Annotated in this window: 20 protein-coding genes; 9 read left to right on the top strand and 11 right to left on the bottom strand. The window is 63.7% G+C overall.

What is annotated here, in order from left to right; all coding sequences use genetic code 11:
* The first annotated feature begins 58 nt into the window (after positions 1-58).
* The 6 genes from NTU39_RS07835 to NTU39_RS07810 all read left to right on the top strand — a co-directional run bounded on the left by NTU39_RS07835 (position 59) and on the right by NTU39_RS07810 (position 5910).
* Positions 59-826, top strand: coding sequence for a MotA/TolQ/ExbB proton channel family protein (locus NTU39_RS07835; RefSeq protein WP_246184701.1), 768 nt, complete (start codon positions 59-61; stop codon positions 824-826).
* 4 nt (positions 827-830) lie between these two features.
* On the top strand, positions 831-1265 hold the full coding sequence (locus NTU39_RS07830; RefSeq protein ID WP_150665824.1) for an ExbD/TolR family protein: 435 nt from the start codon (positions 831-833) through the stop codon (positions 1263-1265).
* 31 nt (positions 1266-1296) lie between these two features.
* A complete protein-coding gene (locus tag NTU39_RS07825; RefSeq protein WP_150665825.1) occupies positions 1297-1725 on the top strand; it encodes an ExbD/TolR family protein in 429 nt (142 codons plus the stop codon).
* A gap of 74 nt (positions 1726-1799) precedes the next feature.
* Positions 1800-3170 (top strand): MFS transporter, encoded by a 1371-nt coding sequence (locus NTU39_RS07820; protein ID WP_150665826.1) that lies wholly within the window; start codon positions 1800-1802, stop codon positions 3168-3170.
* Positions 3171-3198: 28 nt separating this feature from the next.
* Positions 3199-4215, top strand: coding sequence for a dipeptide epimerase (locus tag NTU39_RS07815; protein ID WP_150665827.1), 1017 nt, complete (start codon positions 3199-3201; stop codon positions 4213-4215).
* 15 nt (positions 4216-4230) lie between these two features.
* Positions 4231-5910: a serine hydrolase domain-containing protein gene (locus NTU39_RS07810; protein ID WP_257959618.1), complete on the top strand. Its 1680-nt coding sequence runs from the start codon at positions 4231-4233 to the stop codon at positions 5908-5910.
* A 40-nt stretch (positions 5911-5950) separates the two neighbouring features.
* On the opposite strand, the gene NTU39_RS07805 is transcribed toward NTU39_RS07810, so the two are convergent.
* Both NTU39_RS07805 and NTU39_RS07800 read right to left on the bottom strand, forming a co-directional pair.
* Positions 5951-7585, bottom strand: coding sequence for a serine hydrolase domain-containing protein (locus NTU39_RS07805; RefSeq protein WP_257959617.1), 1635 nt, complete (start codon positions 7583-7585; stop codon positions 5951-5953).
* Positions 7586-7602: 17 nt separating this feature from the next.
* The gene (locus tag NTU39_RS07800) at positions 7603-9996 is read right to left on the bottom strand and encodes a TonB-dependent receptor (RefSeq protein WP_257959616.1); all 2394 of its coding nucleotides are present in this window, start codon (positions 9994-9996) and stop codon (positions 7603-7605) included.
* Positions 9997-10284: 288 nt separating this feature from the next.
* On the opposite strand from NTU39_RS07800, the gene NTU39_RS07795 reads away from it, so the two are divergent.
* Positions 10285-11316: an ATP-binding protein gene (locus NTU39_RS07795; RefSeq protein WP_257959615.1), complete on the top strand. Its 1032-nt coding sequence runs from the start codon at positions 10285-10287 to the stop codon at positions 11314-11316.
* 126 nt (positions 11317-11442) lie between these two features.
* A complete protein-coding gene (locus NTU39_RS07790; RefSeq protein ID WP_257959614.1) occupies positions 11443-12900 on the top strand; it encodes a M81 family metallopeptidase in 1458 nt (485 codons plus the stop codon).
* 133 nt (positions 12901-13033) lie between these two features.
* Here NTU39_RS07790 and NTU39_RS07785 read toward each other — a convergent pair whose 3' ends face one another.
* Together NTU39_RS07785 and NTU39_RS07780 are read right to left on the bottom strand one after the other, a co-directional pair.
* Positions 13034-14266, bottom strand: coding sequence for an NAD(P)/FAD-dependent oxidoreductase (locus NTU39_RS07785; RefSeq protein ID WP_257959613.1), 1233 nt, complete (start codon positions 14264-14266; stop codon positions 13034-13036).
* A complete protein-coding gene (locus NTU39_RS07780; protein ID WP_150665833.1) occupies positions 14263-14616 on the bottom strand; it encodes a RidA family protein in 354 nt (117 codons plus the stop codon). Before NTU39_RS07780 ends, NTU39_RS07785 begins: the two co-directional genes overlap by 4 nt.
* Positions 14617-14804: 188 nt before the next feature.
* On the opposite strand from NTU39_RS07780, the gene NTU39_RS07775 reads away from it, so the two are divergent.
* The gene (locus NTU39_RS07775; protein ID WP_257959612.1) at positions 14805-15470 is read left to right on the top strand and encodes a helix-turn-helix domain-containing protein; all 666 of its coding nucleotides are present in this window, start codon (positions 14805-14807) and stop codon (positions 15468-15470) included.
* Positions 15471-15510: 40 nt separating this feature from the next.
* Here NTU39_RS07775 and NTU39_RS07770 read toward each other — a convergent pair whose 3' ends face one another.
* The 7 genes from NTU39_RS07770 to NTU39_RS07740 all read right to left on the bottom strand — a co-directional run bounded on the left by NTU39_RS07770 (position 15511) and on the right by NTU39_RS07740 (position 23637).
* On the bottom strand, positions 15511-16299 hold the full coding sequence (locus NTU39_RS07770; protein WP_217426181.1) for an HD domain-containing protein: 789 nt from the start codon (positions 16297-16299) through the stop codon (positions 15511-15513).
* 46 nt (positions 16300-16345) lie between these two features.
* Positions 16346-17797 (bottom strand): aldehyde dehydrogenase family protein, encoded by a 1452-nt coding sequence (locus NTU39_RS07765; protein WP_257959611.1) that lies wholly within the window; start codon positions 17795-17797, stop codon positions 16346-16348.
* A 61-nt stretch (positions 17798-17858) separates the two neighbouring features.
* Positions 17859-18836: a PDR/VanB family oxidoreductase gene (locus NTU39_RS07760; RefSeq protein ID WP_150665836.1), complete on the bottom strand. Its 978-nt coding sequence runs from the start codon at positions 18834-18836 to the stop codon at positions 17859-17861.
* A gap of 45 nt (positions 18837-18881) precedes the next feature.
* Positions 18882-19898, bottom strand: a complete 1017-nt coding sequence (locus NTU39_RS07755; protein WP_150665837.1) for an amidohydrolase family protein — start codon at positions 19896-19898, stop codon at positions 18882-18884.
* Between the two features lie 72 nt (positions 19899-19970).
* Complete coding sequence (locus NTU39_RS07750) at positions 19971-21248, bottom strand: Rieske 2Fe-2S domain-containing protein (protein WP_150665838.1); 1278 nt, start codon at positions 21246-21248, stop codon at positions 19971-19973.
* Positions 21249-21311: 63 nt separating this feature from the next.
* Complete coding sequence (locus NTU39_RS07745) at positions 21312-22334, bottom strand: DODA-type extradiol aromatic ring-opening family dioxygenase (protein ID WP_174984970.1); 1023 nt, start codon at positions 22332-22334, stop codon at positions 21312-21314.
* Positions 22327-23637, bottom strand: coding sequence for an aromatic ring-hydroxylating oxygenase subunit alpha (locus NTU39_RS07740; protein WP_150665840.1), 1311 nt, complete (start codon positions 23635-23637; stop codon positions 22327-22329). Before NTU39_RS07740 ends, NTU39_RS07745 begins: the two co-directional genes overlap by 8 nt.
* Positions 23638-23786: the final 149 nt, after the last annotated feature.

Genomic DNA, 23786 nt, shown 5'->3' with positions numbered 1-23786 from the left:
AACCATGTTTCAGTTCCAATCTCGCGTCACGGCCCGTGCACGCGGTCTCGCGGTCCCGATGGCCCTGGTATCGATGACGACGGCGTTTGCGTCGCTCAGCGCCCATGCCGCCACGACGGTGACGAACCCCTACGGTCTGGAGGCCCTCTGGGAAGGCGGCGACATGATCGCTCGCGGGACCCTGCTGATCCTCGTGATCATGTCGATGGGGAGCTGGTACATCATCGTTGCCAAGCTGCTCGAACAGGCCAAGGTGCTGCGCCGGGCGCGTGCGGCGGAGCAGAAGTTCTGGAGTGCGTCGTCGCTCTCCGAAGGCGTGCGCTCGCTCGATGAGGGCAGCCCGTTCCGCTTCATCGCCGAGACCGGCTTGTCGGCCCGCGACCATCACCACGGCGCGCTGCTCGAACAGGTCGATCTGAATACCTGGGTCGCCACCGCCATCGAACGTTCGATGACAGGCGTCTCGAATCGCCTCCAGGACGGGCTGTCGTTCCTGGGCACGGTCGGCTCGACCGCACCGTTCGTCGGCCTCTTCGGCACGGTGTGGGGCATCTATCACGCGCTCACCGCCATCGGCATTGCCGGTCAGGCATCCATCGACAAGGTGGCGGGGCCGGTCGGCGAAGCGCTGATCATGACGGCCATCGGTCTGGCCGTGGCTGTGCCTGCGGTGCTCGGCTACAACTGGCTCGTGCGTCGCAACAAGGCCGTGATGGAGCGCGTGCGCGAGTTCGGCAGCGAACTGCACAACGTGCTGCTCACGGGCAAGACGACCGCGTCGGCCATCGTGGCGACGCGCACCTCGCAAGTCGCTCGCGTGGGGTGATGCCATGGCGATGACCGTATCCAGTGGGGAGGGTGGCGCAGAGCACGACGAGGTCATGGCGACGATCAACACGACGCCCCTCGTCGACGTGATGCTGGTGTTGCTCATCATCTTCCTCATCACCATTCCCGTGGTGTCGCACACCGTACCCGTGACGCTGCCGAAGGAAGCGGTTCAACCGCTGCAGACCACGCCCCAGAACGTTGTCCTCGCCGTCACCCACGATGGCGAGGTGTACTGGGACGAGCGACGTATTCCCGACGCCGCGACGCTGCTGGACAAACTCAAGGCGGTCGCCGTGCTGACCCCACAGCCCGAAGTCCATATTCGCGGCGACCTCGATGCGCGTTACGCCGCGATCGGACGCGTTGTCCTGGCGTGCCAGCGCGCAGGCATCGCCAAGGTCGACTTCATTACCGAAGCGCCGCCGCGTCAATAGCGCGCCGCGCGCACCACCTCAGGAGACTGCCATGGCCATGACCATGCCATCGGGCGCTGGCGAGAACAGCGACATCATGGTGGAGATCAACACGACGCCGCTCATCGACGTCATGTTGGTGCTGCTGATCATGCTGATCCTCACCATCCCGATCCAGACGCATGCCGTCAAACTCGACATGCCCACGCCATCCAACGCCGCGCCGCCAGCGCCGCCGGTCGTCGTGCAGGTCGACGTCGACGCAAGCGGTGTAGTGGCGTGGGACGGCTCACCGCTTGCCGATCGCGCGCAACTGGAAACCCACCTCATCGAAGCTGCAACGTCCACACCGCCTACCGAACTCCACTTGCGGGCGGACGCACAGGCCCCCTACCGGGCGGTTGCGATGGTCATGGCGTCCGCGCAAAAGCTGGGCGTGACACGCATCGGCCTCGTCGGCAACGAGCGGTTCGCACAATGACCGCACGACCGTCAGCCAGCCGCCTCGCGCGCTGACGCGTCAGACGCCCCACTCGCCCTACTACTGGACTACACATGCTGGAAACGAACACCGATACACCGGGGAAGCCGGGGAAGGCGGGGTATGCCGCCCGCGCGCGCCGCGCGCACTACGCGGGGGTCGGCGCGTGGCTCGGGCTTCTCGCCCTCGTCGTCGTGACCTTCTTCGCCAACGTGGACCGCCAGATGCTGGTGCTTCTGGCCGAACTCATCCGCGCCGAATTCGGCCTTGCCGACATTCAGGTCGGGCTGCTGCAAGGGGCCGGTATCGCGCTCTTCGCCGGTGCAGCCGCCATCCCCATCGGGTGGCTGGCGGACCGCATGGACCGACGTGTCGTGCTGGCGCTTTGCATCCTGCTCTGGAGCGCGGCAACCGCCGCGTGCGGTCTGGCGACCGGCTTCTGGACGCTCTTCATCGCCTCCATCGGTCTGGGCATCGGCGAAGCGGGACTTATGCCGATCATCTACGGCCTGCTGCCCGACCTGTTCCCTGCGCGCCAGCGCATCCTCGCCAACTCCGTCTTTGCGATGGTCAACCTGTTGAGCGCAGGCGCGGGTATGGCGCTCGGTGGGCTCCTAATTCAGGGGATCGATACGCTGCATGGCGCGCTGCCCTTCGGGCTGGCGGCCACATCCGCGTGGCGGATTGCGTTCTTCGCCGTTGCTGTGCCTGCGCCGCTGCTGGTGCTGATCGTCGCGATGATTCGTCCGCGCTACGCGCATTCGGACGTCCCGTCCCCGACAGGAGAAGCAGCAGCGCCCGGGTTCGCCGCCGGTGATTACTTCCGCCGCGAAATGCCGATGATGCTTCGCTTCTTCGGGGCCATCGCGCTGATCAATATGGCGTTCGCCGGTGTGACGAGCTGGATGCCGGTCGTCGCCGTGCGCTTCTTCGGTGACACACCCGCGACCGCCGGTGCCGGCCTCGGCAGCGCAGCGATGGTGGGCAGCGTGATCGGGTGCGTGCTCGGCTGGCTCGTGGCACGCCGACTCACCGCCCGACTCGGTGTGCTCGCGCCGCTGCGCGTGTGTGAATGGGGCGCGCTCGGGGCCTGCGTCGTCAGCCTCGGCTATCTGATTGCGCCGTCCGTGTCGTACGTCTACCTCCTCTTCGGCGCGCAGTTCATGTGCGTCGTGGCCGGGATGATCATGTTCCCGGGTCTGATGCAGAGCATCTGTCCGCCGTATCTGCGCTCCCGCGTGGCGGCCATCGGCGTGCTGACGACGGTGCTGATGCAGTCCGGCAGTCCCGTCGCTATCGGCCTGATGTCGGATCACCTGCATGGCACCGCCACCGGTCTGATCTGGGCCATTGTTGCCGTGTCGCTATCCGGTTTCATCGTCGCCTGTCTTCTGATGCGCAACGCGGCCAACGCCGTGCGCCTCGCCATCGAACGTTATGCATGAGCTATTCATGCGTTGAGCCCGAACGCCTATGACGATTCCCTGCACCCTCTCGGTTCGCATCGAACGGTGGCCGCTGGCCACGCCCTTTCACATCTCGGGTCACACGGTCGATGCGGCCGAAGTCCTGGTCGTCTCACTGAGGTCGGGACAGTGCCGTGGCCGGGGCGAAGCCGCTGGCGTCTACTACCGGCGCGAGACGCCGGAGAGCATGGCCGAACAGATTGCCACCGTGCGTGCCGACATCGAGCGCGGTATCTCTCGCGAAGACCTCATCTCGTTATTACCTGCCGGTGGCGCGAGAAATGCCGTCGATGCCGCGCTGTGGTCGCTGGCCGCCCAGCGGTGCGGCATGACCGTCGCACGACTGTCCGGACGCGCACGCCTGCGCCCGCTGCGCACCTCGCTCACGGTCGGTGTCGACACGGCTGAAGCGATGGCCGATGCGGCCCGCCGCTATGTGGGCGCGACGACGTTGAAGATCAAGCTGGACGGGAACGCACTCGACGCTGAGCGCCTCGTTGCGATTCGCAAGGCTTGCCCCGGCGTCGCACTGGCTGTGGACGCCAATCAGGGCTGGACGCAGGACCACATGCACCGGATGCTACCGGTCTTGCAACAAGTCGGCGTCGATCTGCTCGAACAGCCCTTGCCCGTGGGCGAGGACACATGCCTCGAATCGATGTCGTACCCGATTCGCCTCGCGGCCGACGAATCGTTTCAAGATCTGGACGACCTCACCGACGTCGCCCGCCGGTACGACGTCGTCAACATCAAGCTCGACAAATGCGGCGGCCTGACCCGAGCGCTGTCGCTCGTCGCGCCGATTCGCGATCTCGGTCTGTCGGTCATGGTCGGATGCATGCCCTGCACCTCGCTCGGTCTGGCACCGGCCTATCTCCTCGGACAGGTGTGCGACCGCGTCGATCTCGACGGCCCCTGCTTTCTGGCCGAGGATCGGTCTCCCTCGTTCCAATATCGGAACGGTTATGTACTCGGGCCTGACAGCCTGTGGGGCGTAGACGATGCCGAACGAATCGCAACGTGACTCAGGAGGATTGTCGTGTCAGCACCGGTACCATTTGACGACGATGCGCTCATTGCGCTTTTTGATCCCTTCAATCGAAGCGACGCGCCCGGTGTCGTCGTCGGCGCAGCGATCGACGGGAAGGTCGTACTGCGTCGCGCCTTCGGGATGGCGAACGTCGGACCCGGCATCGCCCTCGATGCGCGGACCCGACTGCGCATCGGTTCGACGACGAAGCACATGGCCTGTCTTGCCGCCCTGCTGCTTCAGGAGGCAGGCGCGCTGGATATCGATGCGCCCATCCGTCGGTATTTGCCAGAACTGACAGGCGTCGCGGGTGAGCCGACGCTGCGCTCGCTCATGCACCACACCAGCGGCCAGCGCTGCGCGCTCGACATCTCGCTACTTACCAACGGATTGGCGGTCCCGCAGGCGGGATATTTGCTCGACATTCAACGCCGACAACTGCATGTCAACTTCCCGGCCGGGGAGCGGATGATGTACTGCAACGGCGGCTATCACCTGGTGTCGCTCGCCATCGAACGTGTCAGTGGACAATCGTTCGCGTCGTTCCTGACGTCCGAAATCTTCGAACCGTTGGGGATGAGCGATACGTTCTGCATGTCCGACGATTTCCAGATTCGAAACCGCATGGCCGCATGCCATGTGAAGCGCAGCGACGGGGCTTACGAGCGAGGTCTGTTCCCTTCGCGCGAAATACTCGGTGAAGGCTGCGTCGTCTCCTGCGTGGACGATATGCTGCAATGGTGCGCCCATCTGCGCGGCGAGAAGACCGTCGGCAGTCGCGCCACGTGGGATGCGATGTTCTCGTCGCCGACATTCTCCAGCGGAATGCGCAGCGATTACATGATGGGTCTGAAGCGCACTCACTATCGCGGGTGTGAGCTGATTCACCATGCGGGGGGTGTCGTGGGAGGGACGTGTCAGATGTTGTGCGTCCCGGCGCACGGCGTCGACATCGTGCTGTTGAGTAACGGTGCCATCCCGGCACCCGCCTCACTTTCGCTGCGCATGCTCGACATCCTGCTTGCGGACCGGATGCAGGCGTATCCGATGCCAACGCCCGCGCCAACGCCCCCCTCCTCTGCCTACACCGGTACCTATCGCGACGCAAACGGCGATGTCGTCTACGACGTCGTCGGGCGCGATGGAGGTATGACGCTTAGCGGGCCGCTCGAACCCGGTATCCCAACGCTCTATGAACGCGATGCGCCCGAAGGCGGCACACGCGAATTTGCGTCAGAGTCGAGCGGCGACGGCACATTCCGATTGCAATGGGGAACCGACATTGATCCGGACGACACCGGACATCTGCGCATCGTGCATTGCGGTCACCCGGCAAACTTTCGCCGCACGGTGCCGCTGGCATCGCCAGACGAAGAAACCATCGACAGCCTGAGCGGCGATTATTTCAGCGAAGAAGCGGACGCTCGCGCCTCGTTGCGCCCGCTCGGGCAGGCACAGCCGCAGGGCGACGGCCGCCCCGTCATGTCGCTGGTGATGGCGGGCAACGCAGGGGAATGCTGCTACGACGTCTTTCAGGTCGAAAGCGATCTGTTTCGCTTTTCACCGGACGGTCCGGGCGCAATGCTTACGGGAACGCTGGCTATCGTCAGGCACCCGGACACCGGGCTTGTGGAGGGCATTTCTGTCAACACTACCCGGACCCGAAACCTCCGGTTCGCAAAGTCCTGACGGGAAGGGAGGGAACCTAAGTCCCCTCCCGGCTTCTTCATCACCCGATCCGGGAAAACGCCAGCCCTCGCGTGCGGGACGTGTACAGCGAAAACCGCGTGGCCTTGTCCTCACCACGCTCGACAAGCACGACACCGGCGCTAAGCGCCGATGCATCGGCAGGACGGAACGTCCAGACGTCACGGGTGAGCGCGTTGAGGTGATAACGTGCACTACCCGTCGCGCCACGAATAGACAGCACCAGAACGCCGTCTTCCTTAGAAATCAGCGCGTGGGCGTCGGCATCGTGGCTGAAGTATCGACCGCAGACCCCCTCCTGCTGCAACACCTCGGCCGATGGCGTGCCTTCGTAACGCCGGAGCGTGACGACGTGGCCGTTTTCGATGAAATCGATGGCAGGCACGTCACCCGACGCTGCACGCTCCTGCGGTATGACGCGTATCCGTGCGCCCGCGCCATCTTCGATGCGGTACCCCCGCTCGTCTGCGATCAGCGGTTGCGCAGGGTGTATCGCGTTGTTCGTCGCCGCGTAAAATCCGCCGTCCCGTTCCACGATCTCCAAGAGCTGAACCGGATCGGCGCTCAGGTACTTACCGAGAAGCCCCGGATTTTCCGACGTCGGCTCCGCCGCCTGTCGCGGTGGCCCAAGCACTTCGTCGCCTAAAACGATATCCACGATCTCGGTCGCCAGCGCGGCGGGATCGATGGGCGCCCCGTTGCTCATCAGAACGATATCCAGTGCGTGCGACGGCACCGTGAGCATCTGGCACGTGCCGCCGAAGACGCCGCCCGCATGATGAACGGTTTCGACATTGCGATACTTCGTGCGCATCAAGCCCAGCGCGTATATGCCGGTCTCGCCGCTCGAATACGTCGGCATGGTCAGCATTTCGCGCCACGTATCGGCGCTTCCCAGTCGGCTCGGATGACGCAAATGCGCGGCCCATCTCAGCATGTCGTCGATGGTCGAGACGATGCCACCCTCCCCCAGCACATCGAGACTCGGGAACAGCCCGCGCAGATATCCACCTTCGCCGTCGGGCACATGCTGCGTGGCCATGCGCGGACGAATGCGCAGGTCGTCGCTGACGGACTCCGTGTCGCTCATCCCCATCACGCGGAAGATGCGTTCATCGAGAAATTGCTCGAACGGCATGCCACCGACGCGCGCGATGATCTGCGACAGTAAGTGGTATCCGCCGTTGCAATACATCATGCGTTCGCCGGGCGGGAAATTGACGTCTTGCTGACGCAGCTCGATTTCCAGCGGCATGCCACGCCCGATCGGCGACACTCCCTGCGTAATGACGGACAAGTCCAGATAGCAGCGATAGCCGCTGGTGTGCGTCATCAGTTGACGCAGCGTCGGCTCGCCTGCGGGCACAGGGACTTCCGGCAGATAGGTGCGAACGCCCGCGTCGATATCCAGCTTGCCCTCCTGCGCGAGCAGCAGCGCGGCAAGACAGGCAAAGTGTTTGCTGGTCGAGCCGATTCGCATGCGTGTGGCCGGTGTGTTGGCCACACCGTGTTCGAGGCTCGTCATGCCGAACCCCTTGCGGTAGAGCGTGCGTCCGTCACGGGCGACGCCGACTACGAGCCCCGGCGCATCGCTTCGGTTGAATCGCGCGAAATGCGCGTCGAGCCTGGCGTGCAGGTCTTGTTGTTGCAAAGTCATTGGAAAACCTCCAAAGATTAGAACGGCACCGTCAGCACGGCGCCGAACGTGCGCGGACGCTCCACGCTGACCAGCGCCGGGCCACCCATCGGCATCAGTGCAGTGCCTGCGGCCAGCAACGCGCGACGGTCGAACAGGTTGCGCAAATAGAAGTTCAGGCTCGCCTTGCCGAAGTCGATCCCCGCCAGCAGGTCGGTAACGGCGTAGCCCGGAAGCTGGTAATCGGGGCGACCACTGCTATTGCTGAAGCCCGAATGGCGACGGCCGACGAAGCGTTCCGCAATACCGACATACGAGGCATACGAGCCGAGCGAGAAGTGATACGTCCCTGTCAGCGTCGCGGAGAACTTCGCCGAGTTCGGCAGCGGGTCACCCGACTGGGTGCCGGTCGACGCGTTGCCCTGTGTCAGCTTGGCGTCGATGTACGAGAAGCCGACGCCGAAATTCCAGTGCCGGTCGGGACGGAAGCTGCTCGCCAGCTCGAACCCCTTGACGCGCGCGTTACCGGCATTGAGCACCTGATTGACACCCTCGATAGCGCCGAGCTGCTGGATGTTCTTCCACTCGATGTCGTAGACCGTGGCCGACAGCGACAGACGCTTATCGAACAGGTCGGCCTTGTAGCCAGCTTCGTACGTCCAGAGCGTGTCGGGCTGGAACGTGGCATTGCCGTTACCGGGCAACCCCGTGATCGGGCTGACGAGTTGCGCGTTCGGTCCGCCCGGGCGATAACCGCTGGCCGCACGAACGTAGACGTTGCTGTTCTCGGTGAGACCGTAGCTCGCCGTCAGCATGTAGGTCTTGCTGGTGTCCGACGAGGGGGCGGAAATCGTTTGTACCGGTCCACCCAGCAGACCGCCGGTCGTCTGGCTGAAGTTCTGGTTGTTGTGAGCAATCCGCATGCCGCCTGTGAGCGCCAGTCGCGACGTCACGTGGTACGTCAGATCGCCATACGCCGCGTATTCGGTGTAGGTGCTCGGTGCCGTGAGCGATGAAAGGTATCCGGAAGATCCGTCGGGAAACGCCCCAACAATCCCCTGATCCGACTCGCTACGCTCACGCGTGAAGAAGAGTCCGGCGATCCATTCAAGTTGGCGGTTCCCGGGCGACGTCAGACGAAACTCTTGCGTCACCTTGTTCGTCGACGCGATGTTCGCCGCCACGACCGAATTCAGATTCAGGCCCTGTGCGGCCAGCGCAGGCACGTAGACGACCGACAGATCCTGCGGCGCATTCGTCTTCACCGACTGATACGACGTGATCGAGTTCAAGCGCGACCATCCGAAGTCATACTCCAGGCCGAGCGAGTAAAGCTGCACGTTCTGATGGAACGGCTCGGGCGCATAGATGCGCGTGGTCAGATCGCCATCGACAGGTTTGCCGCTGTTGTCGTAGGCGACGTAGTTCGGCGCATTTCGGTTGATGTTCTGGGTAATCGCGCTCAGACGCACGGTGAACTGGCTCGTGGGTGTGAGGAGCAGCGAGGCGCGCGCGCCGTACGTGTCTCCCCGGTCGACCCGCGTGCCTGCCTGCGGCCCGACGGCGTCGATATAACCGGCATCGTGCTGACTGAACGCCGACACGCGTACTGCCGCCACATCGTTCTTGATGGGGATGTTGAGGACTGCGCTGGCGGTATTGCCGATGCCGCCGTGCTTGGTCGTCGACAAACCCGCTCTCGCCTGCCCCGAGAACGTGTTGGTATCCGGCTCGTTGGTGACGTACTTCAGCAACCCGCCCATCGCGCCCGCGCCGTAGAGCGTGCCCTGCGGCCCGCGCAACACTTCGATGTGGTTCAGGTCCAGCAGACTCATGTCCAGCGCGAACGTCGCGCCTTGCGAGAACAGCGTGCTACCGCCGAAGGCGACGTCATCGACATAGACGCCGACGGTCGGACCCGTTTGCTCTCCGGTCGTCACGCCGCGCATGCTGATCTGTCCCGAACCGCTGCCGCCCTGCGTATTGAGGTCGACACCCGGCTCCGACGAGAGGTAATCCGACATCGTCTTTGCACCGCTCTTTTGCAACTCTTCGGCGGAGATGACGTTGATCTGCATCGGCACTTCGCGTGCCGGTTCGCGGCGACGCGTTGCCGTCACCACGACGGTGTTGAGCGTCGCGCCGTCCTTTGCCGTGGCCGGGGTCACGGTTTGCGCTGCGCCAGGCGCCACGGCATTCGCGTCGGCCGACGGGTTGGCCGATGGGTTGGCCGATGGGTTGGCCGCAACGGTCGCGCTCTCCGCTTCAGCCCTGACCGCCGACGCAGCACCGGGTGGCGTCACGGACTGCGCATGGCCATAGGCCGATGCCAGCCCCAGCAGTGAACCGACCAGCCAGGTGCCGCCGTTGGGTCGAAGTCTGAATCGGTGCAAAGTGCCTGCGGTCTGCCTGCGATGCTGTCTGCTTGCCACTGTCGTCTCCTCCGGGATTTCCGCGCTTCGGTCATCGCCGATGCCTTCGCGGTATGGATCGTGTTGCGCGGTGTGCCCACGCTCATCAGAGTCTTAGCTCTGGCATGAACGTTATTTGTGCGATATTTCTGGTTCATGTGGACTTTGTATCGCGCGTGAAACATAGATCCCCTGAGTGCAGCGCCCCGCCCATGCGGGATTCAGACGGACGGTGCGTGCTCCCGGATGTTTCCGTCCTGAAACAATCTGTTGACGAAGCCGCTACATGCGCGCGGGATAATGGCGCGCATGTTCGAATCCTCATCTACCGCGTCGGCCACACCGCTCATGCAAAAGCCATCGTTCGATTCCGCGTTCTATCGGCTGCTGTTCGTCATGCTCGTGATGGTGGCGTTGACGCAAGCCGGTACCGCGTTGCTGCTTTACACGTTCTATTCGTCTGCCGCCTTCAGAGCGCCTCCCGGCATGTCGACCGGACTCCAATTGGGGCTGGCCGCCACGGTTCAGATCGTGCCGCTGCTTTTCTCCTCCTGGGTCGGTGCACGCATGCTGTCGGTGCCGTTCCGGTCGCTCGCGGCCGGCGCAGCAGAGTTGTCGCGCAATATGGACGCGCCGCCGATTCCCGAAGCGGGGCCGATCGAAGCGCGTCAGGCGGCGCGCGTCTTCAACTCGATGCAGGCCGCCATCCGTCGTCAGGTCAACGACCGCAATCGCTTTCTGGCTGCGGTGTCGCACGACTTGCGCACGCCGCTCACGCGTATGCGTCTGCGAGTGCGCACGCTCGAAGGCTCGGAGTTCAACGACCGGATGATTGCCGACATCGACGAGATGACGCAGCTGCTCGACGCGACGCTGTCGTTTCTTCGTAACGAGGCCGTCACCGAAGAATTCAGCCCTATCGATATCGATGCGCTGATGGACGCCATTGCGGAAGATGCGCTGGAAGGCGGTCAGAAAGTCTCGGTGCACGGCGCCATCGCGCCACTCCTCGCGCAACCGCTGGCGTTGAAACGTTGCCTGACCAATCTGGTCGCGAATGCCATTCGCTATGGTGGCGAGGCGCGCATCGAGCTGATCGACGGCGAAGAGGAAGTGCAGATCGATATCGTGGATCGCGGGCCGGGTATCCCGGAGCCAGAACTCGAACGGGTGCTGGAACCGTTCTTCCGGCTTGAGCGCTCCCGCAATCGCGACACCGGGGGCACCGGCCTCGGGCTGGCCATCGCCAGCGATGTGGTGAAACGTCACGCAGGATCTCTGACGTTGCTCAACGCCAGAGATGGCGGGCTGATCGCCCGCGTGGTGTTGCCCAGACGCTAGCTGTCGTCGGTCGCGCGAGCGCGTTATCCGGCGTGTGTGTCAATGTCGATACACACTGCTCACAATCCGGCAACGCGGTCCTCATAGAGTGTGTGAAACGACCTTCTTCACACCTCTGGACTCGCAATGAAGATTTTCGCGGCAAACCTTTCTACCGAAACAAACACATTCGCGCCGTGCCCCACGGGATGGGGTGGATTTCAGGAGAACGGGATCTACCGGGGCGACGCCAGCATCCGCGCGTCCGATAGCGTGGGCTACATGATGGCCGAGCTTCGTCGTCTCGCCGAAGCGGACGGTCACGAACTGGCCGAAGGGCTGAGCGCAGAGGCGCAACCGTCCGGCCCGGTGATTCGGGAAGTCTACGAAACGTTGCGCGACGAAATCGTCGCTGGCGTGCGCGCCGCCTTGCCGCTCGACGCTGTCGTCCTCATGCTGCACGGCGCAATGGTCGCGCAAAACTACGACGATTGCGAAGGCGATCTGCTCGCTTGCATTCGCGAAGTGGTCGGACCGAATGTCCCCATTGCCGCGACACTCGACCCGCACTGCCACTTCACTGAGCTGATGCAGTACGCGTCCAATATTCTCATCGCCTACAAAGAGTATCCGCACACCGACGGCATCGACCGGCTGCATGAAGTCTATCGACTCGTGACGCAGGCCGCCGAGCGAAAAGTCGCGCCGGTCACCGCCGTGCACGATTGCCGGATGGTCGGCGCGTGGCACACCACGACGGAACCGATGGCGGGCTTCGTTCGCCGGATGAAGTCGTTCGAGGGACACGACGGCATTCTGTCCGTCTCGTTGGGTCATGGTTTTCCGTGGGGCGATGTGCCAGAAGCCGGTGCGAAGCTCTGGGTCGTTGCGGACGGCGACCCGCAGCGTGCCGCCGCACTCGCACATCAGTTGGGCAACGAGTTCTGGGCGTTGCGCCACGAGGTGCAGCCCAAATGGCTCGATCTCGATCATGGACTCGACGTGGCACTCGGCGTCGGCACCGGTCCGGTGGTCGTGGCGGATGTGGCGGACAACCCGGGCGGGGGCGCGCCGGGTGACAGCACCTTCATCCTTCGACGGATTGTCGAGCGGGACATCCCCAACGTCGCACTGGGTTGCTTCTGGGATCTTGGCGCCATTCAGATCTGTGCAGACGCCGGTGTCGGTGCCACGCTAGATCTTCGGATCGGCGGGAAGTGCGGCACCGCCTCGGGCGATCCCATCGATCTGCGGGTCACAGTACGCGCCGTGCACGATACGCACTCACAGAGCATTCGCGGCATGTCGATTCCCTTGGGACGTTCGGTCTGGGTGGAAGGCGCGAACGGTCTGGACATCGTGCTCGTTTCCATACGAACACAAGTCATTGGCGTCGACGCGTTCACCGGTCTCGGTATCGCGATGGAAGCCAAGCGTCTGGTCATCGTGAAATCGACGCAGCACTTTCAGGCGGAATTTGCGCCTCGCGCGAAGGCCGTCGTGCATCTTGCGGCACCGGGCGCACTGACGCCTGACTTCGCGGCACTTCCCTATCGACACCGCAGCCTCAAATACTGGCCTCGCGTCGAGAATCCGTTTGTTTGATTCTCGGCATCTCGCGCTCGACCAAACGCGCTTGATCGGAATTTCGCCCGCCATCGGCGGGCCAGTCTGACGATTTGCCGGGCTTCGCCAAAACTCCGGCAAATTTTTGCCCTTCCTCGCGAAGGGCATTTTTTTAGAACCTGTCGGCACGAAATGGCGTGGGGTCGACCAGCGTCCGCTCACCCGAGATCATTTCCGCGATCAGACGGCCCGTAACCGGTCCGAGCGTCAGACCGTGATGCGCGTGACCGAACGCGAACCATAGATCGCGATGCCGCAGCGCCGGGCCGATGATCGGCAACATATCGGGCGTGCAAGGACGGCTGCCCATCCACGGTTGCGCTTCGACGGGCGTGCCGAGTGGGAACACGCTTCTGGCCAACGGCTCCACCGCCGCGAGTTGGACCGGTGTGCGAGGGGCGTCGCGCAACGCAAGTTCAACGCCAGTCGTCAGACGAATACCCTGATTCATCGGCGCCAGCACGAAACCACGCTCCGCATCCAACACGGTTTGGTTCAACGTTGCACCGTTCTCGGGGCGGAAATGCCTGTGATAGCCGCGCTTGGCGATTAACGGCAGCCGGTAGCCCAGCGCGTTCGTGACGGTACCGGACCACGGCCCCATCGCAACGACCGCGTGACGACCTTCGATCTCGCCGTCTTCCGTTTGCACGCGCCAGTGAGGCTTCAGCGTGGTGGCGTCTCCCCGGACGATGCGTCCGCCGAGCGACGCGAAGTGTTGCGCATAGCGACTCACCAGTTCGCCGGGATCGCGTACCGAGCCGGAGGCCGTGTAGCGAATCGCGCCTGCCAGCGTTGTCGCGAGCGACGGTTCGTCGCGTTGAAGCTGCGCGGCGTCGAGCGGTTCGAACGGTACGTCGTACTCGCTTCGCCAGCGCTCGGCTTCGCGGTATGCGGCGTCGAACGCGTCTGCGGTGTGGAAGATCTTCAGCCAGCCGCCTTCACGCAGCAGATCCTGCGCGCCCGCACGTTCGATCAGCGCGTTATGTTCCGTCAGACAATGCTCGATGAGGGTGCTGTAATGACGGGCGATCTGCGCGTGACGCTGCGGCGCGGAGTGGTGCCAGTAGCGCGCGAGAAATGGCGCGATGCCCGGCAGTGCCGTCAGGTGATAGCGCACGTCCGTGGATCGATTGCGCGCATAACGAAGCAGCGTTCCGATGTCTCTGGCGAACGCATACGGATACACGCCTTCGCGCTGTATCAGTCCGGCGTTCCCGTAGGACGTCTCGCGTCCGGGCGCGGCACGATCGACGAGCACCGTGTTGAGGCCCCGGCGCTGGAGATGGATCGCGGTGGAGGTGCCGACAATGCCAGCACCGAGCACAAGTACGTCGACTGTCATGCCAGCGCCGTCACGGCAATTTCCACGTCGAAACCGGCGCGCATCAGCAGCGATTGAACGCACGCGCGCGTGGGGGCGTGCCCATCCGGCACCCAGACGTCCCACACGCGATTGAATTCGTCGAAATGACGCGCGTCGGACAGCCAGATGTTCGCGGTCAGAAGACGCGTCTTTTCGATCCCTGCCTCGGCCAGCAGCGCGTCGATATGCTTGAGCACTTCGATGGTCTGATCGGTAATCGTCGCGCCCGCCGTGTCCGGTACCTGGCCGGCAAGATATACAACCCCGTTGGCTACGACTACCTGACTCATGCGGCCGTTGGTTTGCATGCGCGTGATGTCTTTCTTCATGGTGCGAACTCGAAAAAGAGAAGTGAATGAACGGCCGCTAACGTAGACTCGACGGATTCGCGGCGGAGTGAATTATCATATATGAGAATTATTATTCTCGTATACGAGAAAACACCGACGCCGTAACGAGATCAACGACGCCGTGTTTTGTTCGGAGGATATGAACGGGACATGGTCAGTGAAGTGCTATGACGCCACCTACACGAAAGAAGACGCCGACGTCGGCTAAGCGGAAGCAGGTCCGGAGCGAGAGCGGACAGGTCAGCCAGATCAGCCATCAGACAGTGGGCGCACGGCTGCGCAATGCACGCAGCGCCCTTGGACTGACGCTCAAGGCACTGAGCGAGCGCTCAGGCGTGGCGGTCTCAACCATCTCGAAGGCGGAGCGCGGCGATATCGCGCTGACGTACGACAAATTCGGTGCGCTGGCGCGCGCGCTGAATCTGGACTACTCGGCGATCTTCGGCGACGAAGAGGCAGCACCCGGCGGCGCGATGGCCCCGTCGTTCACCGCAGCCGGAAAGCAGGCGATCTACGAGACGCCGAACTATCGCTACGGCATGATCGCCTCCGATCTGCACGACAAGCGCATGGTGCCGATGCGCGCGCACATCCGCGCGCGAAAGCTGGAGGATTTTCCCGACTACATCCGTCACGCCGGTGAGGAGTTTGTTTTTGTCTTATCGGGCAACTTGCTGTTGCAGTTCGAGAACGGGACGGCGTTCCGGCTGGCACCTGGCGACAGCCTCTACTTCGACAGCGGCGTGGGGCATGTGTATCTGAGTGAGCACGAGGACGGCGTCGACGCTGTCGTCTGCTGTGTGGACATGAACGTAGCGCATCCGGTGTTGTAACAGCAGGCGACCGCCTTGCGGCGATCGCCCGCCGCCTGACTTACAGAAACTTCGTCGGCCAGATGATGGTGCGCCACATATGCGCCGAGGGTGAACCGTCGAAACCCAGGCCCTCCTTCGGCTGTTTGAAATGGCGTCCGATGATGTCGATGAAGGGATCCCAGCTCACCTGCGCGTTCGGATCGAACGAGTAGATGTCGTTGAGCGTGATGAGACGGCTCGTCATGTACCACTTGTGATTACGTGCGTATTCCCAATCGGCCTTGACGTAAGGCTCAGGCTCGTAATCTCCACCGAAGTAGCGGATGTACGCTTCGGGATAGTCGTAACCAACGGAGGCATCCGGGAAGAAGCGCAGCGCCTGGTGGTAGCGAATGGCCCAGCTCACCTCTTCGTCGACGTATGGGGCAAGCAGTTGCGCACCCCAGTAGCCATGATCGGCGCGAATGAAGCCCGACACGCTGATGTCGTGCAACAGGCACGCAAGAATCGTCTTCTCGTCATGGCCCGCCTTGAGCGCATGCGTGGCGCTTTGCAGCAAATGGTTCGCGGGCGCGAACCGGTGCTTGAAAAAGTCGAGCAGCGTCGGGCGCTCCGGCATCTTCTGCAGGCGCGGATCGTCGCCCATGAGGAAGTGACGCGGATCGGGCTTGCCGCCCGGCGGCGGCATGATCGGCGCCGTCGGGTCGCGATCGCCCGACGTGAACAGCACCGAACGCACGATCTTGCGGTCAAGCGCCTCGATCATCTGATGTTCGAGCGCGTCGGCGCGCGCCGACAGACTCATACCGGCGTGCCCCGGCATTTCCTGTGTTTTCGTGGTGGACATGGCGTCTCTCCGAAACGATTCGTAGGGATTGGAAGCGACGTGCGACTCAGCGCTTCGCCGCACCGGTCGGTGGTGCCATCGGCGGCAACACCGGCACGCTCACGGCGCGAATCTCCGTGTAGTGCTTCAGCCCCTGCGCGCCATACTCGCGTCCGATACCGGACTCCTTCGTGCCGCCAAACGGCACGTCGTACTCCACGCCCACGTGATGATTGATCCAGGCGGTGCCGACTTCGAGCCGCTGTGCGATCTCGCGGGCCCGCACCGGGTCGGCGCTCCACACCGATCCCGACAGTCCGAAGCGGCTGTCGTTAGCGCGACGCACCGCGTCGTCCACATCGCTGAAGCGAATTACCGGCAGCACCGGCCCGAACGGCTCTTCGTCGACGAGACGCGTCCCTTCCGCGATATCGGCCACGATGGTCGGCGCGATGAAATATCCCGGACGCGGGAGTGCTTCGCCGCCACACAGAATGCGTGCGTTCTGGCCACGCGTATCCTCGATGAGTTCCAGCACCCGCTCGTATTGCATGCGGTTCTGCACCGGCCCCATCAGTACGCCCTCCTCGAAGCCCTCGCCGACCTTGACCTTGTTCGCGATCTCGACAAGCGCATCGCACAGCGCGTCGTAGACCTTCTCATGCACATACAGACGCTTGATCGCCATGCAGATCTGACCGCTGTTGCCGAAGCACGCCCAGAACAGACGCGGCGCGAGGGCCTTCACGTCGATGTCGTCGAGCACGATGGCCGCATCGTTGCCGCCGAGTTCGAGCGTCACACGCTTGAGCGTGCTGGCCGCACTGGCCATCACCCGCTTGCCCGTGGCGACCGAGCCGGTAAACGAGATCTTGTCGATGCCGGGATGGTTGGTCATCCACGCACCGAGATCGTTGCCGCCTGCGACGACGTTCACCACGCCGGGCGGGAAGTGCTCGCGTGCGATTTCGCCGATGAGCAGCGTCGTCAGCGGCGTATAGGGCGACGGCTTGAGCACGATGGTATTGCCCGTGTACAGCGACTGGGTGATCTTCGGCAGCGCGAGCAGTACCGGCACGTTCCAGGGCGTAATCGCGCCCACGACGCCCAGCGGGTGATATTGCAGCTCGACGTGCCCGCGCTCGTTATCGCGCAGGAGTTCAGGCTTCAGCTCGATGGCCAGCAGGCCTTCGAGGTTGGCGAACGCCCGGTTGAGTTCGTCCTGTGCGCGGGCGAACGGCTTGCCCTGCTCACGCGTGAGCAGCGTGGCGATTTCCTTGCTGCGCGCTTTCAGTGCTTCTGCAAAGCTGCGCAGCCGCTCGCGGCGATGCGCCGGGGTCGTCTCGCGCCAGACCGCGAATGCACGACGGGCAGCCGCCACGGCGCGATCGAGCTGATCTTGCGAGGCGTCCGGGCAAACGGCGAACGGTGCGCCCGTGCCCGGGTTGATGACGTCGAACGAGGCATTGCTGGACTCGCCGCGACCGTCGATGGTGTGGGTGAAACCGCTTTGTTGCATGTCGTCTCCTCCAGCGCTCTGTGCCGAGCGCATTGATAGTGTTTGGGCGTGATGCACGTGACTAGAGATCGAGCACCAGCCGGTCGCCGCGACAGCCGGAGCAGCAGATCATGACGGTGCGGCCACTGGCCCGCTCGTCCTGACTCAACACGAGGTCGCGATGCTCCGGCGTGCCGTCGAGTACTGCGACTTCGCACGTGCCGCACACACCTTCGCGACAAGAATACGGGGCGTCCACGCCAACGTCGAGCAATGCGTCGAGCATCGTCTGCCCGGCCGCTACGTGGACCGTCTTGCCACTGCGTGCGAGGACCACGTCGTATTGCCCCGTGGAACTCTGGTGCGTGCCCGCCCCGCTGAAATACTCCACATGTCCGTGGCAATCGACGCGGCGCGCCACCGCCGCTTCGAACGCCTGCAACATCGGCGCCGGTCCGCAGCAATAGAGGTGCGTGCCGGGCGCGGCGTCATCGATGAGGCGCATGAGGTCGAGCGAGCCACGCCCCGGCGCGCTGTCGAAATGCCACTGCACGCGGCCGTGCGAGAAAGTCGCCGCATCGAGGCGATTGGCGAACGCCGCCGTCTGGGCGCTGCGGGCGCAGTAGTGCAGCGTCCACGGGCAGCCCAGCGTTTCGAGGCGCGCCGCCATCGACAGTAACGGCGTGATGCCGATACCGCCCGCGACGAGCACCGTGTGTCCGGTGCGCGCCGCGCCCTCGTCGAGCGCGAAGTGATTGCGCGGCGCGCTGATCTTAAGCGCCGAGCCCTCGGTGAGATGCTCGTGAACGAAGGCCGATCCGCCGCGACTCGCCGCATCGCGTTGCACGCCGACGACATAGCGATGCCGCTCGGCCGGATCGTTGAGCAACGAATAGCAGCGTGACAGGCCGTCGCGCAGATACAGCTCGACGTGGGCACCCGCGGTGAAGGGCGGCAACGGGCTGTCGTCGGGCGCGCGCAGCTCGAAGACGGCAATCGTCTCGGTCTGCTGCTCACGCCGCGCAACGTTGACGAGCAGCGTATCGGTGAAATCGGACATGTTCATGAGTCGTCACACAGTCAGGTGGACCGGCCGGGCCGTCACTTATGCCGCCTTGGCGGGCAGACGGAAGACATGACGCGCGTTGTCTTCGAAGATCTTCTGGCGGTCCTGCGCGCTCAGCCAGTCGAGGTTGTCGATGAGCGAACGTACATCATCCATCGAGCGCCCCGTCTTCGGATTCACCGCCGAGCCCACGCCCGGGCACTCGGTGCCGAACAGGCAGCGATCCACGCCGACCGTCTTAATGAGCAGCGACAGCGCCTCTTCGGTGTAGAGCACCGTATCGAAGTACAGATTGCGCAGGCGATCGGAGAAGCGCTGGCCGTTCGGACGACGCAGCGACGGGGCGTCGAAGCGGCCGATCTGATACGGAATTGCCCCACCGCCGTGGCTCACCACGATCTTCAGGTCCGGGAAGTCCTTGAAGACGTCCGAGTTCACGAGGCCGAACACGGCGATGGTTTCTTCGTTGATAAAGTGCAGCGAGTACGGCACGCGCTCCGAGCGCGAACCCGTGCCGTGAATGTGCGCTGGCACGTCGAGCTCGCACAGCTTTTCGTAGAGCGGATACCAGTAGCGATCGCCCAGCGGCGGCGCCTCGGCCACACCGTTCTCGAACGGGTCCGGGTTGAGCAGGCAGCCCGAGAAGCCCAGCTCGTTAATGCAGCGCTCAAGTTCCGGCAGCGCCTGCTCGATCGGGTCGCCAGCGGTTTGCGGCAGACCCGCGACACCCGCGAACGTCTCGGGGAAAAGCTGCGTCTGGCGATAGATGATGTTGTTGCACTCTTCCGTGAACCAATGCACCAGTTTCGACGGCTTTTCCGACTGCATCAGTTGGAAAGGACGCGGCGAGACCAGTTGCAGGTCGGTGCCGTGGTCGCGAATGTAGTCGAGGTGCCCCTTGGGCCACGTTTCGGCGCGATTGGCGGCGGCGCGGATTTCGTCGTCGGACACGTTGATGCGTCCGCGCCCGTGCGAGCCACGGCTGGCCAGCAGGCTGGCCTTATAGGCCCACAGTTCGGTCGGTGCACTCACGTGGGCATGGCAATCGATGATCATGCTGGACTCCGGTTTCAGGTTGATTCGGGTTTGATGAAATGAGATGAAGACATGTGTGGCTTTGCTGCGGTATCAGTGTCTGGGTGCCGATGCGCCGCGTAGCAGCGCCGCCGCGCCGTCGAGCACCGGCGTGTCTTGCGGCAGCAGCATCGAGACGGGACGCACGTTGTAGAGCGCCGCATCGTTCGCACAGGCAGGCGCCTGCCCCTGCGCCAGATCGCGGGCGAGCTTGAGCATCAGCCGACGAAAGCGCACGATGCCGCGATCCGAAGCGCCCAGACGCTCCTGCGAGCGGTCGACGAGCGGCCCCATGCTTTCCTGCACGGCGGCGTCCTGATTCGGAATGCCTTCGATGCCTGTGAAGTTGGAGGTGCGCTGACGTGCGCGGTCGATGCCGTAGTCGTTGTCACGATGCAGCAGCGGCTGATAGCCCTCGTCCACCGGCCCCCAGAAGCCCTTGCGTCCGCCACGGAACGCGATCTCTTCGTCGCGATACGTGCGCGCAGGACTCGCGCTGAAAGACCATGTCCACGTGGTCTCGTCGTCGATAGGCACCCACGCGTGACCGTCGTAGGGCTCCTGACTCGATTCGTCGAAATTTCCAACGGGCGGAATCATCGTGTAGCACGGCAGCAGAAACTGCGTGACACGCCAGTAATACGTGCCCGGTCTGGCATGACGCCGCGCGGCGATCACCAGACCGTAATCCGCATCACTCACCTCGAATACGGGATGACGATCTGACGCGTGATACGGATTGCTCGGCGCACCGGCGACCGGCTCCGTGCGGCTGTGAAGAAATGAGATGTGGCTCGAATCGATGCCGCCCTCGACCGCCTGCGCCCAGTTGCACGATTGCAGTCGCTTGGTCGCCGTGTGCTGACGCTCGGGCAGCCGCGACCATTCGAAGTCGGGCAACGCGGGCACCGATTCGCGCGGCCCCATGTAGACCCACACGACGCCGTTGCGCTCGGCGGTGAGATAGGCCTTGATGCGCACGTTATGCGTCTGCGGATTCTCGTGCGGCTCGGACGGCATCTCCACACACTGGCCGTTCACGTCGAACTTCCAGCCGTGATAGACGCAGCGCAAGCCGCATTCCTCATTGCGTCCGAAGAAGAGCCCGGCCCGACGATGCGCGCAGTAGGCGTCCACGATGCCGACGCGTCCTTGCGTATCGCGAAACGCGACGAGGTCTTCGCATAGCAAGCGCAGCCTGACCGGTGCACCGTCACGCTCGGCGATCTCCTCCGAGAGCAGCGCGGGCAACCAGAAGCGACGGAACAGGTCGCCCATGGGCGTGCCCGGTCCAACGCGCGTGAGTGTTTCGTTGTCTTGCCTGGAAAGCATGCCTGCCTCCTTGCAGGTGGGGCCGGCGCGTCGTCCTCTACGAGACTTGCGCGGCCGGTGGCCTTAATTCGCCGGATGCCAGAGTACGAAGCCCATGGCGTTGCCCGTGCCCGCCGCCGAGCGGTAGCACGGCACGTAATCGACCAACTGCATGGTCATCTGTCCGGCGTTGGCCGCCGCAATGACGGGCAGCCAGTTCTTCACTTCCGAGGTGCCCGATTGCAGCAGCGCTTCGTCGATCTCGCGCAGGTACGCGGTGTCGCGACGCGTCATGGCGTCGAGCAGCGCATGGTCGAACGCCTCGTCGATGACGAAGTGGCTCAATCCGCCCGAGGCGATCACGGCGACGCGCACGTCGTCTGGCCAAGCCACGAGGGCGTCGCGCAGCGCCAGCCCGAGATCGACGCAACGCGTCGCACGTGGCTGGTTGGGCGGATAGAACGTGTTGAGCATGATCGGCACATGCGGCGGCACGTTGCCGTGCATGAGCCGCTGGTAGACGAAGCCGAACGCGTGCGGCATGCCGGTCGGACCGTCGTTGCCGCGCTGCGGGACTTCCGTCGAGATCGTGATGTCGTGCCCGCTGCCGGTGAACGCCGTCGCCAGATGGCGTGCAAGCGGCGCGTGCGCCGGGTACTCCGTGCGCGCCCCCGGCTTGATCGCGGCCGACGAGATCGAGATACCAGGCGGCATCTTCGCGAGTCGCGCGGCGCTGACCGGTTCGTCGAACACTGTCTCGCCGCCGAACAGCCACAGGGCCGGTGTGATTGCAGGGCCGAACACTTCGCGCTGATCGTTGCCGACGATCACGACGACGTCCGGCGCCGCGTCGGCGAGCGCCTTCGACATCACGCCGAGCGCCGCCGCACAGCGCGCGGCATGCGCCTCACGCGCGGGCAACGTCACTTTCGCTTCGATGTCTTCGGCGGCGCGCAACGTCATCAGTTCGTCGAAACTGTAAGTCGCACCGCGATACGGATGCGCCGGTTCGGCACGGTCCGCGCGTACGCGCAGATCCCAGTCGGCGGGCGGCGTCGAGAGCATCGGCCCGTGTGAGGTTCCCATGCACAGCACGATCTCAGCCATGCTGTGTGCTCCCGAGCGGCGCATCTACCACGTTGCCGTGCTCGTCGATCTGCACCCCCATCGCGTCGTGGAACGCACGCTTCACCGCTTCCGGTTGCCCGTACTGGAACGCGTATTCCTTGAGATGCTTCCCGATGATCGGATGCGCTTTGAGTTCCTCTCGCGTCAAACCGTCGACAAAGAGACGCCGGGCGGCGACAGGCAAATCGATGCAGTCGTTCTTGGCTTCTTCACGCACAAGCCCCTTCGGATCGCGGCCCTGTGCAACGGCATCGAGTTCGTCGAAGAAATGACGACGTAGCATGGCAATACCGCGATCGCTCGCGCCCAGATTCTCCTGGGTGCGATCGGCGATGCGCCCCTGCCCAACCCACGCGACGAAGTCCTGATTCATCACGTGGCTGGAGATCCATTGCCCAGTCGCCTCGTCCTTGACCGGGCCATACCAGGCAGGAATCGTCTCCTGCACGTACGGCTCGCGCTCGCGCGGAACACGGTTGAATGCCCACGTGATCGAGAGCGTGTTCTCGTCGTCGATAGGCACGCGCCATTCGAAGTGATCGCCGAGACAGAACACGTTCGGCCACAGGGCGAGACGGCCGACGGCCCACAGCGGATGCTTCTCGTCGGTGTCTTCACGCACGCGCTTGTAGATCAGCCCGTACTCGAATTCCTCGAAGCCGAGCTTCGTATGCGTGGGCGCGTAGGGGCCGGTGTCGCCGCGCAAGCGCACACTCCAGTTCGAGTGCATCCACTCGAAGTGCACCGGATCGATGGAATTCTCCTGACACTGGAACCAGTTGCACGGTACTTCCGAGATGACGACCTGACGGAAACCGTTCGCCCACGTGAACGGCTCCCATGTCGGCACGAGCGGCGCAGGCAACGGACCCATGTAGGCCCAGAGCATGCCCGCCTTGGCCTGTACCGGATACGACTTGATCTTGATCCGGTCCTTCAGGCGTACCTGCGGGTTCGCGATGTCCTCATACGGCTGCTCGGTGCATTGCCCTTTCTCGTCGTAGAGCCAGCCGTGATAGTTGCAGCGCAGTCCGCACTTCTCCACGAAGCCATACGCGAGATCGGCACGACGGTGCGGACATTGACGATCCACCAACCCGTAGTTGCCGGACAGATCCTTGTAAAGCACCAGGTCTTCGCCGAACAGGCGCGCCGGTCGCACCGAGATCTCGTCGAACTCGCTCTCGGCACCGATCGGATGCCAATAGCGCCGCAGCAATTCCCCCATCGGCGTGCCTGGTCCGACCTGCGTCAACAACTGGTTCTTTGCCTCGCTGAGCATGGATGTCTCCGTCCGTTTCTTGTGGAATGCGCACTGCATTCGACAGTGCATTTGCGCATACTGTATGCGTGTTTATTTTGCGTGTCAACGCCCTTTATTGGGCAATCGATGGTGTATTCACCCAACCCCGCTCATTCTTAAATCACCGT

This window comes from Pandoraea commovens (assembly GCF_024704525.1).
Classification (GTDB): domain Bacteria; phylum Pseudomonadota; class Gammaproteobacteria; order Burkholderiales; family Burkholderiaceae; genus Pandoraea; species Pandoraea commovens.
The sequence above is the reverse complement of the archived record's forward strand: the minus strand, read 5'-3'. Positions and strand labels throughout refer to the sequence as shown.

What these genes read in the sequence shown, in the direction of transcription:
- NTU39_RS07835 (WP_246184701.1), top strand. Translation starts at nt 59, where the DNA reads ATGGCCCTGGTATCGATGACGACGGCGTTTGCGTCGCTCAGCGCCCAT.
- NTU39_RS07830 (WP_150665824.1), top strand. Translation starts at nt 831, where the DNA reads ATGGCGATGACCGTATCCAGTGGGGAGGGTGGCGCAGAGCACGACGAG.
- NTU39_RS07825 (WP_150665825.1), top strand. Translation starts at nt 1,297, where the DNA reads ATGGCCATGACCATGCCATCGGGCGCTGGCGAGAACAGCGACATCATG.
- NTU39_RS07820 (WP_150665826.1), top strand. Translation starts at nt 1,800, where the DNA reads ATGCTGGAAACGAACACCGATACACCGGGGAAGCCGGGGAAGGCGGGG.
- NTU39_RS07815 (WP_150665827.1), top strand. Translation starts at nt 3,199, where the DNA reads ATGACGATTCCCTGCACCCTCTCGGTTCGCATCGAACGGTGGCCGCTG.
- NTU39_RS07805 (WP_257959617.1), bottom strand. Translation starts at nt 7,585, where the DNA reads ATGACTTTGCAACAACAAGACCTGCACGCCAGGCTCGACGCGCATTTC.
- NTU39_RS07795 (WP_257959615.1), top strand. Translation starts at nt 10,285, where the DNA reads ATGTTCGAATCCTCATCTACCGCGTCGGCCACACCGCTCATGCAAAAG.
- NTU39_RS07790 (WP_257959614.1), top strand. Translation starts at nt 11,443, where the DNA reads ATGAAGATTTTCGCGGCAAACCTTTCTACCGAAACAAACACATTCGCG.
- NTU39_RS07785 (WP_257959613.1), bottom strand. Translation starts at nt 14,266, where the DNA reads ATGACAGTCGACGTACTTGTGCTCGGTGCTGGCATTGTCGGCACCTCC.
- NTU39_RS07780 (WP_150665833.1), bottom strand. Translation starts at nt 14,616, where the DNA reads ATGAAGAAAGACATCACGCGCATGCAAACCAACGGCCGCATGAGTCAG.
- NTU39_RS07775 (WP_257959612.1), top strand. Translation starts at nt 14,805, where the DNA reads ATGACGCCACCTACACGAAAGAAGACGCCGACGTCGGCTAAGCGGAAG.
- NTU39_RS07770 (WP_217426181.1), bottom strand. Translation starts at nt 16,299, where the DNA reads ATGTCCACCACGAAAACACAGGAAATGCCGGGGCACGCCGGTATGAGT.
- NTU39_RS07765 (WP_257959611.1), bottom strand. Translation starts at nt 17,797, where the DNA reads ATGCAACAAAGCGGTTTCACCCACACCATCGACGGTCGCGGCGAGTCC.
- NTU39_RS07760 (WP_150665836.1), bottom strand. Translation starts at nt 18,836, where the DNA reads ATGTCCGATTTCACCGATACGCTGCTCGTCAACGTTGCGCGGCGTGAG.
- NTU39_RS07755 (WP_150665837.1), bottom strand. Translation starts at nt 19,898, where the DNA reads ATGATCATCGATTGCCATGCCCACGTGAGTGCACCGACCGAACTGTGG.
- NTU39_RS07750 (WP_150665838.1), bottom strand. Translation starts at nt 21,248, where the DNA reads ATGCTTTCCAGGCAAGACAACGAAACACTCACGCGCGTTGGACCGGGC.
- NTU39_RS07745 (WP_174984970.1), bottom strand. Translation starts at nt 22,334, where the DNA reads ATGGCTGAGATCGTGCTGTGCATGGGAACCTCACACGGGCCGATGCTC.
- NTU39_RS07740 (WP_150665840.1), bottom strand. Translation starts at nt 23,637, where the DNA reads ATGCTCAGCGAGGCAAAGAACCAGTTGTTGACGCAGGTCGGACCAGGC.